The organism is Mycolicibacterium vulneris, assembly GCF_002104765.1.
Lineage (GTDB): Bacteria > Actinomycetota > Actinomycetes > Mycobacteriales > Mycobacteriaceae > Mycobacterium > Mycobacterium vulneris.
The window spans coordinates 23,487-35,756 of sequence record NZ_NCXM01000033.1; the positions used below are offsets into that span (position 1 = coordinate 23,487).

Annotated in this window: 10 protein-coding genes; 5 read left to right on the top strand and 5 right to left on the bottom strand. The window is 68.6% G+C overall.

Features of this window, described 5'->3' with window-relative positions:
- Nucleotides 1-86 precede the first annotated feature (86 nt).
- Nucleotides 87-1,040, top strand: a complete 954-nt coding sequence (gene dapD, locus B8W69_RS24840) for a 2,3,4,5-tetrahydropyridine-2,6-dicarboxylate N-succinyltransferase (RefSeq protein WP_110882053.1) — start codon at nucleotides 87-89, stop codon at nucleotides 1,038-1,040.
- 8 nt (nucleotides 1,041-1,048) lie between these two features.
- On the opposite strand, the gene B8W69_RS24845 is transcribed toward dapD, so the two are convergent.
- The 5 genes from B8W69_RS24845 to B8W69_RS24865 form a co-directional block, all read right to left on the bottom strand.
- Nucleotides 1,049-2,344, bottom strand: coding sequence for an MFS transporter (locus B8W69_RS24845; RefSeq protein WP_181447476.1), 1,296 nt, complete (start codon nucleotides 2,342-2,344; stop codon nucleotides 1,049-1,051).
- 187 nt (nucleotides 2,345-2,531) lie between these two features.
- Nucleotides 2,532-3,947 (bottom strand): acyl-CoA synthetase, encoded by a 1,416-nt coding sequence (locus B8W69_RS24850; RefSeq protein WP_085292375.1) that lies wholly within the window; start codon nucleotides 3,945-3,947, stop codon nucleotides 2,532-2,534.
- A 29-nt stretch (nucleotides 3,948-3,976) separates the two neighbouring features.
- Nucleotides 3,977-4,885, bottom strand: a complete 909-nt coding sequence (locus B8W69_RS24855) for an alpha/beta fold hydrolase (protein WP_085292376.1) — start codon at nucleotides 4,883-4,885, stop codon at nucleotides 3,977-3,979.
- A gap of 60 nt (nucleotides 4,886-4,945) precedes the next feature.
- Nucleotides 4,946-7,240 carry a CaiB/BaiF CoA transferase family protein gene (locus B8W69_RS24860; protein ID WP_085292377.1) on the bottom strand — a complete coding sequence of 765 codons (2,295 nt, stop codon included), beginning with the start codon at nucleotides 7,238-7,240 and terminating at the stop codon, nucleotides 4,946-4,948.
- Nucleotides 7,237-8,697: an aldehyde dehydrogenase family protein gene (locus B8W69_RS24865; RefSeq protein ID WP_085292405.1), complete on the bottom strand. Its 1,461-nt coding sequence runs from the start codon at nucleotides 8,695-8,697 to the stop codon at nucleotides 7,237-7,239. The genes B8W69_RS24860 and B8W69_RS24865 overlap by 4 nt, the downstream gene beginning before the upstream one ends.
- Nucleotides 8,698-8,891: 194 nt before the next feature.
- Between B8W69_RS24865 and B8W69_RS24870 the strand changes: the two genes are divergently transcribed.
- From B8W69_RS24870 to B8W69_RS24885, 4 genes are read left to right on the top strand one after another with little or no spacing between them, the layout of a single operon-like run.
- Nucleotides 8,892-10,088: a cytochrome P450 gene (locus B8W69_RS24870; RefSeq protein WP_085292378.1), complete on the top strand. Its 1,197-nt coding sequence runs from the start codon at nucleotides 8,892-8,894 to the stop codon at nucleotides 10,086-10,088.
- 4 nt (nucleotides 10,089-10,092) lie between these two features.
- Nucleotides 10,093-11,289: an acyl-CoA dehydrogenase family protein gene (locus tag B8W69_RS24875; RefSeq protein WP_085292379.1), complete on the top strand. Its 1,197-nt coding sequence runs from the start codon at nucleotides 10,093-10,095 to the stop codon at nucleotides 11,287-11,289.
- Nucleotides 11,290-11,307: 18 nt separating this feature from the next.
- Complete coding sequence (locus B8W69_RS24880; protein ID WP_085292380.1) at nucleotides 11,308-11,853, top strand: FAS1-like dehydratase domain-containing protein; 546 nt, start codon at nucleotides 11,308-11,310, stop codon at nucleotides 11,851-11,853.
- Nucleotides 11,853-12,263 carry a Zn-ribbon domain-containing OB-fold protein gene (locus tag B8W69_RS24885; protein ID WP_085292381.1) on the top strand — a complete coding sequence of 137 codons (411 nt, stop codon included), beginning with the start codon at nucleotides 11,853-11,855 and terminating at the stop codon, nucleotides 12,261-12,263. The genes B8W69_RS24880 and B8W69_RS24885 overlap by 1 nt, the downstream gene beginning before the upstream one ends.
- The last annotated feature ends 7 nt before the right edge of the window (nucleotides 12,264-12,270 follow it).

Genomic DNA, 12,270 nt, shown 5'->3' on the forward strand with positions numbered 1-12,270 from the left:
CCACGCGGCAGCTTGACCGATCACGCGGGTCACACTTCGCGCTCCTCCGCAGGGCGCGCGGACCCGAGCGTCGCCCAGGAAGTAACCTGACCGCCGTGACTGGAGCTGCAGGTATCGGGCTGGCAACGCTGGCCGCCGACGGATCGATCCTCGACACTTGGTTTCCCGCACCGGAACTGACCGAATCGGGCACCAGCGCGACGTCGCGGCTGGCGCTGTCCGACGTTCCCCCGGAGCTGACCGCGCTGATCGGGCGCGACGATGACCGCGGTACCGAGACCGTCGCGGTACGCACTGTCATCGGCTCTCTGGACGACGTGGCCGCCGACGCCTACGACGCCTACCTGCGATTGCATCTGCTCTCGCACCGGCTGGTCGCGCCGCATGGGCTGAACGCCGGCGGCTTATTCGGGGTATTGACCAATGTCGTCTGGACTAACCGCGGCCCGTGCGCCGTCGAAGGCTTCGAGGCCGTCCGGGCCCGGCTGCGGCGCCACGGGCCGGTGACGGTGTACGGCGTCGACAAGTTCCCCCGCATGGTCGATTACGTCCTGCCGACCGGGGTGCGCATCGCCGACGCCGACCGGGTGCGCCTGGGCGCCCACCTGGCCCCGGGCACGACGGTGATGCACGAGGGCTTCGTCAACTACAACGCCGGCACGCTCGGGGCGTCGATGGTGGAGGGGCGCATCTCCGCCGGCGTGGTGGTGGGCGACGGCTCCGACATCGGCGGGGGCGCATCGATCATGGGCACGCTGTCCGGCGGTGGCACCGAGGTGATTTCGATCGGCAAGCGCTGCCTACTCGGTGCCAACGCGGGCCTGGGCATCTCACTGGGTGACGACTGCGTCGTCGAGGCGGGCCTGTATGTCACCGCGGGCACCAAAGTCATTACGCCCGAAGGCAAGACGATGAAGGCCCTGGAACTGTCCGGCGGCAACAACCTGTTGTTCCGCCGCAATTCGGTGAGCGGGGCGGTGGAAGTGGTGGCCCGCGGCGGGCAGGGCATCGCCCTCAACGAGGACCTGCACGCCAACTGAGCGTGCGCCTATAGTTCGGCGGGGACCCGCTCGTCGACGGCGACCGTCCGCAGCGTGGTCCCCCTGGTTTCGGGCAGCAGCGAGACGGACACGAAACTGGCCACCACCAGGGTCGCCATCATGAGCCCGATCGCCCAGCTGCCGTAGGTCGCCAGCAGCGTGCCCGCCAGCAGCGGCGGCACCGCGGCGCCCAGGATGCCGGCCAGGTTCATCGCCACCGCCGCGCCGCTGTACCGGTAGCGCGTGGCGAACAGCTCGGGAACGAAGGCACCCGTGGGGCCGTTGGCCACCGCCGCGCAGGCGAACAGGCCGAGGACGGCGACCGCGTACATGACCGGGTTGCCGGTGTCCATCAGCGGGATGACGACGAATGCCCACGGCAGGCACGCCGCCAGCCCGCACAGCATCACCCGCCGACGCCCGACGCGGTCGGACAGCCACGCCCCGAACGAGACGAACGCGATGCTGGTCAGCCCGCCCAGGGCGCCGACGCCCCAGATGAAGCCGCGCGAGTAGCCCAGGTGGGTGTGGGCGTACATGACCAGGAAGGTGTTGCCCAGGTAGACGAAGCCCATGCCGCCCAAGAAGCAGCCCGCGACCAGCACGATCTCTCGCCGCTGGAAGCGCACCAGCTCCGCCAGCGGCGCTTTGGGCACCTCGTTGCGGGCCTTCTCCTCCACGAACAGCGGGGTCTCGTCGATGTTGAGCCGCACATAGAGGGCGATGGCGATCAGCCCGCTGCTGATCAGGAAGGGCACCCGCCATCCCCATTCCAGGAACGCGGGGCTGCTCTCGCCGACGGTGAGACTGACGGCGAGAAAGGTCAGGCTGGCGAGTATGCCCGCCGTGCCGCCGCCCAGCGAGGTGAACATGCCGTACCAGCCGCGTTTGCCGGGCGGCGCGTACTCGGCGCTGAGCAGGATGGAGCCGGCCCATTCGCCGCCGACGGCGAAGCCTTGCAGCAGCCGCAGGACGATGAGGATCAGCGGCGCCGCGATCCCGATCGACGCCGTGTTGGGGACCAGGCCCACGCTGACCGTCGATGCGCCCATGATCAGCAGCGTGGCGACGAGCGTCTTCTTGCGGCCCAGCCGGTCGCCGAAGTAGCCGAAGACAGCCGCCCCAACCGGGCGGGACAGGAACGCCGTCGCGAACGTCGCCATCGAGGCGATGGTGGCCACCGTCGTGCCCAGGTGCGGAAAGAAGACGGCGGGAAACACCAGCGCCGCCGCGGTCCCATAGATCAGAAAGTCGTAGAACTCGATGGCCGAGCCCACCAGGCAGGCCATCGCGATCCGCCGCATGGGGGTAGGGGCGGCGGTGCCCACGGGCCGAGCGGGGTCACCCATAGCGGCCGTTCGCTGTCCGGTTACATCGATGCACGGTTACGACGGTAGGTGAAGCTTCGCGGCCACGCTCGGCGCTGGAGCTGGCAAATTGCTGCGTGTCTCGGCGCCCGGCTGACCAGGTGCTACCCGGTTGAGCGGCGGCTCAGCCGTCGGTCAGCAGCTGCTTCTTGAGCACCTTGCCCATGGCGTTGCGCGGCAGCGCGTCCACGATGCGCACCTCGCGCGGCCGCTTGTGCACCGAAAGCTCCTGGGCAACATAGTCGATCAGCGCGTCGCCGTCGGCCGATCCGACGACGAACGCGACGATGCGCTGACCCAGGTCCGCGTCAGGTATCCCGACCACCGCAGCCTCCTGGACCCCCGGATGCCCGAGCAGCACCGTTTCGATCTCGCCCGCGCCGATGCGGTAACCGCCGGACTTGATCAGGTCGACCGACTCGCGCCCCACGATGCGGTGCATCCCGTCGCCGTCGATCACCGCGACGTCGCCGGTGCGGTACCAGCCGTCGCTGTCGAACGCCTCGGCCGTGGCGTCCGGCCGGTTCAGGTAGCCGTCGAACATCATCGGGCCGCGCACGTGCAGCTTCCCGACGGTCTCGCCGTCGTGCGGCACCAGCCCGCCGTCGTCGTCCAGCACCCGCGTCTGCACACCGGTGAGCGGCAGGCCCACCCACCCCGGGCGCCGCTCGCCGTCGGCCCGGGTGGACAGCGTGATCAGCGATTCCGACGCGCCGTAGCGTTCGATGGGCGGGTGTCCGGTGAGCCCGACCAGCCGGTCGAACACCGGAACCGGCAGCGGCGCGCTGCCGGAGACCAGGAGCCGCGCCGGGCGCAGCGCCCGGGCGGCCGCCTCGTCGTCCACCACCCGCGACCACACCGTGGGCACCCCGAAAAACAGGGTGCCCCCGTGGTCGGTTCCGGCCTGCGCATAGCCCGCCGGCGTCGGCTTGCCGGTGTGGATGAAGCGATTCCCGATCCGCAGCGAGCCGAGCAGGCCCAGCACCAGGCCGTGCACGTGAAAGAGCGGCAAGCCGTGCACTAAGACGTCGTCCGACGTCCATTGCCAGGCTTCCGCGAGGGCGTCGAGGTCGGCCGCGATCGCCCGTCGGCTCAGCACCACGCCTTTGGGCAGACCGGTGGTCCCCGAGGTGTAGATGATCATGGCGGTGGCGTCGGGCGACGGCTCGGCGTAGCGGTGCCAGGAGCGGGCGTGCAACCGCACCGGGATGTGCGGCAGGCCCTCCGGCTCGTCGGGCGCCGGCCCGAGCCAGGCTTTTACTCCGGAATCGGTGAGCATGTGCCGGCGTTCGGCCGCGCCGACGTCGGCGGGCACCGGGACGAAGGGCACCCCGGCGATCAGGCACCCGGTGACGGCCAACACCGTCGCGGCGGTCGGGGCGGCCAGGATGGCGACGCGGCCCGCCCCGCCCACCCGTTCGGCCACCGATGTCGCGGCGCCGGCCAGGTCGCTGCGGCTGAGCACGGTGCCGTCGATGCGCACCGCGTCGGCGACATCGGTGGCGGTGAGGACCGAAGGGTTAAGCGACGCCAGCAGCACGTCAGCAGGCTACCCGGCGCGGGAGAAGGTCAGCCTTTCTCGTCCCAGATCTTCATCAGGGTGGACAGGATCTCCTCGCCGCGGCCCAGCCCGGCGAGGTGGCTTTCGCCGGGCAGCACGAACAGCTCGCAGTCCGGCAGCAACGAAACCACGTGCTGGCCATGGGCGAACGGCACGATGTGGTCGCTGTCGCCGTGCCACCAGCGCACCGGGACCTTGACCTCGTCGAGCCGGAATCCCCAGTCCCGGGTGAACAGAATGATGTCGTTGAAGGGCGCCGCCAGCTGCTTGCGGCTGCCGTTGAGCAGGTCATCGAGGAACATCGCCCCGAACTCGGGTCGGGTGAGCAGGCGCCGGTCGGCCTCCGGCGACACCGCGGCGTACAGATAGAGCGCGGTGTTCGCGACGGGACGGACGGCCCGGACCATCAGGCTCGCGCCGATACGCAGCGGGTCACCGCCCAGCTGCAACAGCGGCGCCACCCGTTTGCCCAGGTTCATCAGGCCGCTGGTGATGCCTTCGTCGCCGACGAACGGCGCGACGCCGCCGAGCACGCCGGCGGCGACCACCCGATCGGACAGCACCGCGGCCGATGCGAGTGCGTACGGACCGCCGCCGGACAGGCCGATGACGGCCATCTTGTCGATGCCGAGCGTGTCCGCGATGGTCCGCAGGTCGTCGGCGAAGGCGCGGATGTTCTCGTAGCGGTGCGGCGTCGACGAGCCGATCCCGGGACGGTCCAGGCCGATCAGCCGGATCGTGTGGTTCTCGGCGTACAGGCGGGCCTCGGTGGGAATCTGGCGGCGGGCGCCGGGGGTGCCGTGCAACCAGAAGACGGCCCGGCCCTGCGGATCGCCGAACTCGGCGAAGCCGATCTGGCGGTCCTCGCCGACGGCGACGTTTCCTTCGAGTTTGGGGCGGGCGATCTCCATGACCATGTCCAGCAGCTTGACACGTCAGGCGGGGTTCACCAAAGGGTGGCCATGCGTTGCTGGCGGCTATGCGTTGAGCCCCCGCTCCCCGATCACCCGCCGGTGACGCAGGTCCGCCACCTCCGCCTCGGACAGCCCCAGCTCACGCAGGACCTCGTCGTTGTGCTGGCCGAGCGTCGGCGGGGCGCTGCGGTGGTGGTGCCGCGGTCCGGGCGTGATGCGAAAGGGCCAGCCGGGGTAGCGGTGCGGTCCGGTGATCCGGTGTTCGAGCTCCTCGTAGTAGCCGCGCGCGTCGAGCTGGGCCCCGATGAGCTCGGGGTCATACATCTGGTCTCCGGTGATCACCCGCTCGGCCGCGATCCCCTGTGCCTGAAGGGTGTCGACGATCGCCGCGGCGGTCTGCGTGCGGGTCCAGGCGGCGACGAGCTCGTCGAAGACGTCATGGTCGATCGGCTGATCGGGCACCGACAGCGCCACCCACACGTCGTCCTCGTTCGTCGGGTAGACGCCCTGCAGGCAGCCGCGCCGGCGGTTCCCCTCGCGCGGGGGCACGAGACCGTTCATCGAATATTCGATCACCGGTTCGGCGGTGACGGCGGCGGCGACCTCGATCTGGGCTATCTCGATGAGTTGGCCGGCGCCGGTGCGGTTGCGGTGCTCGAGCGCGGCCAGCAGCGCGACTCCGGCGTGCACGCCGACGATCGGATCGGCGGGGCCCTGCGGGTTGCACGGCCGCCCGTCGGGGTAGCCGGTGACCGCCGACATTCCGGAGGTTTGCTCGAAGTTCAGCGCCCAGCCGACGTAGTCGCGCCACGGGCCGTGCAGGCCGTAGCCGGGCATCCGCACCACGATCACGTCGGGGTTCAGTGCTGTCAGCGAGTCGTAGTCCAGACCGAAGTTTTCGACGACGCGCGGCGAGAAGTTCTCCACCACGACGTCGGCGCGGGCGGCCAGCCGCCGCGCCAGGTCGAGGCCCCGCGGCGATGTCAGGTCCAGCGTGAGGTCGCGCTTGTTGAGGTTGGTGCCCTGCCAGATGGGGCTGCGCTCGTACCAGTCGTCGCCCTCGTAGGCGAACGCCCCCGAGTAGCGGTGCCCGTCGGGCCGCTGGATCGATTCGACCTTGACGATGTCGGCGCCGAACGCCCCGAGGTAGCAGGTCAGGTACGCGCCGGCCCAGAACGTGGTCAAATCGAGCACCCGCAGCCCGGTGAAGGGCACCGGCCCAGGCGCTTGTTGAAGCGCTCGGCCGTCACCCGTCCACTTCGTGGTTCGCGACGTCCGAAAGCGCGGCGACGACCGTGGCTGCGCCACAGGGGTTTTGGAGAACCGGAACGGCGGTCCGGGACGCCGAAACGACCCGGCGTCAAGGAAGAAGCCCCGCTCGGCGTATTGCGGGCAATCGAGCACGGTGGCGCCGTCGTTGACCGGGGCGGCCGGAATCCGCAGCGCCTGGGCGAGTTCCACGATCTCGGCGACGGTCTGGCCGGCCAGCACCCGTTCGGCCTTGGCGAAGAAGTCGTCGCGCTCCGCGCCACCCATCATGATCGCGAGCTGATGTTCGCCGAACTCGGACAGACCGAGCATCGCGCAGACGTCGAGCCAGTGCTGGCCCGTCAGGCAGTTGATGCCCACCCAGCCGTCGGCGGCCCGCACGACGCCCAGCATGGGCGCCGACCGCAGGTTGGCGGGCAGGCCCAGCCGGCGCATCCGTTGCGCCATCAACATCGGATACGGCAGTGTCGACAGCAACGATTCCAGCTGCGAGACATCGACTTCGGTGACGCGGCCGTCGGGCCGAGACCGCAGTGCGGTCAGCGCACCCAGCGCGCCGTAGGCGCCCGCAACGTACTCGGCGATCCGGGCACCCACCTGAACCGGCGGGCGCTCGGGATCCCGGGAACTGATCCAGCCCGATGCCGCCTGTAGGGTCAGCGGTGTGGCTCGCCGGCGGTGGAACGGTCCGGACTGACCGAACCCAGAGATGCGTAGTAACACCAGGTTTGGATTGATCCGCTGCAGGTCATCGACCCCGAGACCGTACCCCTCCAGCGTCCCGGGTCCGGAATCGTCGATCAGCAGGTGCGCCTGGGCGATGAGTCCGCGCGCGGCCGCGATGTCGTCTGCCTCCGAGAGATCAAGCGTGGCACCGTGTTTGCCGGCGTTCAGGTACTCGAACAGGCCCGATCGATCCGGGTCGGCGACGCCCGAGGTGAACGGTCCCCAGTGCCGCAGCGGGTCTCCGGCGGGCGGCTCGATCTTGATGACCTCGGCACCCAGGTCGACAAGGATCTTTGCCGCGTAGGGACCCGAGATTTCACTTGCGATTTCGACGACGTGCAGCCCCGCAAGGGGTGCCGTCACGCGGGAACCCCGATGGCCATCGCTTCCATGTACTGGTGCAGCCCGCCGATTCCGCCGCCCTCGCGGCCCAGCCCGCTGAGCTTGAATCCGCCGAACGGTGCGCCGCCGGGGCTGATGCCGTTGATCGCGATCTGGCCGGTTCGGATGCGCCGCGCCACGCCGACGGCGCGGTCCACGTCGTCACCCCACACCGCACCGGAGAGTCCGTATTGCGAGTTGTTCGCGATGGCGACGGCATCGTCGTCGTCGCGGTAGCGCAGTACCGACAACACCGGGCCGAACACTTCCTCTTGCGCGATAGTCGAATTGGGCTCCACCCCGGACAGGATCGTCGGTTCGACGTAGTAGCCGACGTCCAGGCCGGCCGGCCGACCGCCGCCTGTCACCAGCTTGGCCCCGTCGCTGCGCGCTCCGGCGATGTGCGCCTCGACCCGGTCGCGTTGCGCCGCGCTGATCAGCGGACCCATCTGCACGTCGGGATCGGTGGGGTCGCCCACCTTGACCTCACGGGCCAGTGCGGCCAGCCGATCGACGACGTCGTCGTGCAGCGAATCGGGCAACAACAGCCGGCTGTGCAGGATGCAGGCCTGCCCGGCATGTAGCGAACAGGATTGGAACAGCATCTGTTCCAGCATTTCGTCGGTCACGACGGCATCGTCGAGGACGATGCTGGCCGACTTTCCGCCCAGTTCCAACAGGATTCGCTTCATCGTGTCGCCGGCGGCGGACATCACCTGGCGGCCGACGACCGAACTGCCGGTGAAGCTCACCATGTCGATGCGCGGATCGGTGGTCAGCAGCTTGGCCGCGTCGACGCCCGAGGGGGTGACCACGTTGACCACTCCCGGCGGGATGTCGGTGTGCTCGTCGATGAGCCGCGCGAGCGCCAGCCCGGCCAGCGGTGTCAGCGGAGAGGGCTTGAGCACAACCGTGTTTCCCGCGGCCAGCGCATGATTCAGCTTCATCACGTTGAGGCAGTGCGGGAAGTTCCACGGCGTCAGTATCGATACGACGCCCAGCGGTGCGTGGCGCAGCAACGTGGTGCCGGCGCTGATCCCGGTGACCTCTTGGTCGACCAGCTGGGTGGCGAGCTGGGCGGCGTGCATGGACATGAATCCGGCGCCGTCGATTTGCATGATGCGCTCGTTGGCGATGCAGCCCCACTCCGCCTGGGACAGCGCGAAGAAGTCGTCGGCGTGCTTGGTCAGCGCCTCGCCCAGCTGATTCAGGCACCCGGCGCGCTGCTCGGCGGACATCGTGCCCCACGGTCCGCTGTCGAAGGCGTGGCGCGCGGCCGCGATCGCGTCGTCGACCTGCGCGACGCTCGCGTCGGGTGCGGTGGCGATGACGGCCTCGGTGGACGGGGACAGGTCGTCGTAGCGACCGTCCTGCGGCTCGACCCACTTGCCGTCGATGTAGAGCTCGTAGGTCTGGACAAGAGCGGGCGAGTCGGCCATGTTGCTTCCTCCGGTCATCTGATCACTTGGTGTACACCCCCGCGTGTCCGCCGTCAATTATCAATCGCGTGAAATCCGAGCTACTCCAATATTTTAGTGCCGTATTGACAGCACGCGACGGAGCGGAGTAGACACAGTCGCCAGACAGATTGCATTTATCTGTCGGATCGGGTGTCCTGCGAGAGGGGCTTGCCGTGCAGACTCATCCGCCGCTGCGCTCGCCGCGCTTCCCGCTGCACTCCCCCGACTTCTACGCGGGTGACCCGTACCCCGCCTACCGGGAGCTGCGCGCGACTGCGCCGGTGTGCTGGAACGACGTCACCAACTTCTGGGCTCTGCTGAAATATGAGGACATCCGGTTCGTGTCGAGCAATCCGGCCCTGTTCACCTCGACCCAGGGCATCACAATCCCCGATCCGCAGCTGCCGAACCCGGTGCAGCTGGGCAGCCTGATCTTCACCGATCCGCCGCGGCACCGGCAGATGCGCAAGCTGATCAATTCCGGTTTCACCCGGCGGCGCGTTTCGGTGCTCGAGCCGAAGATCCGCGAGATCGTGCGCGGCATTCTCGACGGCATCGAACCCGGCTCCGTACACGAGTTCGCCGAACAGATCGCCGCTCCCCTGCCCACCCGGATGATCGCCGAACTGATCGGCGCCCCGCCCGACGACTGGGAGCAGTTCCGGGCGTGGTCGGATGCGGCCACCGGAACGGCCGACCCGGAGATCGAGCTGGACTCCATGGTGGCGGCCGGGCAGCTCTACGAGTACTTCCAGAAGCTGATTGCGGCCCGCCGCGTGCACCCGCGGCACGACTTGCTCTCGGTCCTGTCCGAGGCGGAGATCGACGAACACCGGTTGACCGACGCAGACCTGCTCAACTTCGCCTTCCTGCTACTGGTGGCGGGCAACGAAACGACCCGCAACCTCATCGCACTGGGAACGCTGGCGCTCATCGCGCACCCCGACCAATACCGCCTCCTCGTCGAGGAACCCGCCCGCATCCCCCTCGCGGTCGAGGAGATGTTGCGGTGGAACAGTCCCGTTGTGCACATGGCCCGCACCGCGACGGCTGACGTCGAGATCCGCGGTCAGCGGATCCGCGCCGGCGAGGTGATCGTGATGCTCTATGGATCGGCCAACCGGGACGAGGACGTGTTCGGCCCCGACTCTGAGGAGTTCGACGTGACCCGTCACCCGAACCCGCACATCGCGTTCGGCTGTGGCGAACACTCTTGTGTGGGCGCACAATTGGCGCGACTCGAGGCGACGGTGCTTTTCGAAGAGCTGGTACGCCGGTTTCCCCGCATGGAGCTGGTGGGCGAGGTGCACCGGATGCGGGCGACCATGGTGCCCGGGGTGAAACGCATGCCGGTGCGGATGGGAGCCTGAGCCGATGGACCTGGAATACACGCCGGAGCAAGAGAAGCTGCGCACCGAGATCCGCGCGACGCTGCAGACCGTGATGACGCCGGAGCGCGTCGCCGCGGTCAGTGAGCAGATGGAGGGGGGTCCTGCGGTGCGCGAATGCGTCCGCGCGCTGGCGGCGGCCAACCTGTTGGGCGTTGGCTGGCCTAAAGAATATGGCGGACAAGGTTTCTCGGCCATCGAGCAGTTCATTTTCTCCGAGGAGGCGCGCCGGGTGAGCGCCCCCATCCCGCTGGTGACGCTGAACACCGTCGGCCCCACGTTGATGCACTACGGGACCGACGAGCAGAAGCAGCGGTTCCTGCCGGCGATCCTGGACGGCGCCGTGGAGTTCGCCATCGGCTACTCCGAGCCTGGTGCGGGCAGTGACCTGGCCTCGGTGCGGACGACGGCCGTCCGCGTCGGTGACGAGTATGTGATCAACGGCCAGAAGCTGTTCACCAGCGGCGCGGCCTATGCCGACTACATTTGGCTGGCCGTGCGCACCGATCCGGATGCCAAGAAGCACAAGGGCATTTCCATCCTCATCGTGCCGACCTCCTCGCCCGGATTCTCCTGGCAGCCGCTGCACACCATGCCGGGCATCTCGACCTTCTACACGTTCTACGACGACGTGCGGGTGCCGGTCAGCGCGCTGGTGGGCGCGGAAAACCAGGGCTGGCAGCTGATCACCACGCAGTTGAACTTCGAGCGCGCCGCCCTGGGCAATCTCGGCGCGCTCGAGCCGCTGTTCGAGAAGACTTTGGATTGGGCGATTTCCACCGAGCTCGACGGTGGCCGCGTCATCGACCAACCCTGGGTGCAATCAGCGCTGGCCCGGGTCGAAGCCCAAGTGGCCGCGTACAAGCTCGTCAATTCGCGGGTGAACGCGGCGATGGCGAAGGGCAGGGCGATCACAGGCCTGGATATGGGACAAGCGTCGGCGGCCAAGGTGTTCGGCACCGAGCTCACGCAGCAGGTCGCCCGGGAGCTGCTCGAGGTGTTGGACGGCAACGGGGTGCGGCGCGGCGCCGAGGCTCCGCTGCGCGGCGCGCTGGAATCGGCCTACCGCCAGGCCGTCATCAATACCTTCGGGGGCGGCGCCAACGAGATTCAACGTGACATCATCGCCATGGCCGGGTTGGGCATGCCCCGGGCACCGCGCGACCTTCGGGCCGCGAAATAGCAAGGAGGACGGGATTCAGTGACCGACTCAGAAGACGTCAGCGCCAAGGTGCGGGCCCTCGTCGGCCAGCCGACCGGCGGCACCGGAAAGCCCTCGCTGGCGCCCGACCCGGTGAACCAGCCGATGATCCGGCACTGGGCGTACGCGATGGCCGACATGAACCCCGTCTACATCGATCCGGAGTTCGCCGCGTCGTCGCGGTTCGGCGGCATCGTCTCGCCGCCGGTGATGCTGCAGACCTGGACCATGCCGTCGCCGAAGCTGGAGGGGATCGGCGAGCGCGGTGGGGCGCCCATCGAGATCCACAGCACTCCAACGGCGTTCCTCGATGAGGCCGGCTACACCAGCACGGTGGCCACGAATTCGGAGTTCGAGATCGAGCGGTATCCCAGGCTGGGCGACGTGATCAGCGCGACGACGGTCTACGAGTCGGTCTCCGACGAGAAGAAGACGGCGCTGGGCACCGGATTCTTCCTGACCTGGCTCACGACCTACACCGACCAGAACGGCGAGGTGTTGGGACGCCAGCGATTCCGGGTGTTGCGCTTCAGGCCGGCCGGCTGATGGCGGCCCGTCTGGCTCCGGCGATCACCCCGGACACCGAATTCTTCTGGAATGGGTTGCGGGAGAGCAAACTCCTGATCCAGCGCTGCGGCGGTTGCGGGCAGCTGCGTCATCCTCCCCGCCCGATGTGCCCACACTGCCGGGCGCTGGACTGGGAGGCCATCGAGTCGTCGGGCCGCGGCACCGTCTACAGCTACGTGATGCCGCACGAGCCGAAGTTTCCGTTCTTCGAGTACCCCTACGTCGTCGTGCTGGTGGAACTCGAGGAGGGGCTGCGGCTGGTGTCCAACCTGACCGGCATCGACCCGGCCGACGTGCGGCCCGGAATGCCGGTCGAGGTCTACTACCAAACCTTCGACGGTTCTGGCTCTGAAGACCTGGTGCTGCACCAGTTCCGGCCGAGCGCCTAGGCCCGTC

Bases quoted from the DNA above. Each gene is read 5' to 3' on its own strand.
- B8W69_RS24845 (WP_181447476.1), bottom strand. From the start codon at position 2,344: ATGCGGCGGATCGCGATGGCCTGCCTGGTGGGCTCGGCCATCGAGTTC.
- B8W69_RS24855 (WP_085292376.1), bottom strand. From the start codon at position 4,885: ATGGTCATGGAGATCGCCCGCCCCAAACTCGAAGGAAACGTCGCCGTC.
- B8W69_RS24865 (WP_085292405.1), bottom strand. From the start codon at position 8,697: ATGGCCGACTCGCCCGCTCTTGTCCAGACCTACGAGCTCTACATCGAC.
- B8W69_RS24875 (WP_085292379.1), top strand. From the start codon at position 10,093: ATGGACCTGGAATACACGCCGGAGCAAGAGAAGCTGCGCACCGAGATC.
- B8W69_RS24885 (WP_085292381.1), top strand. From the start codon at position 11,853: ATGGCGGCCCGTCTGGCTCCGGCGATCACCCCGGACACCGAATTCTTC.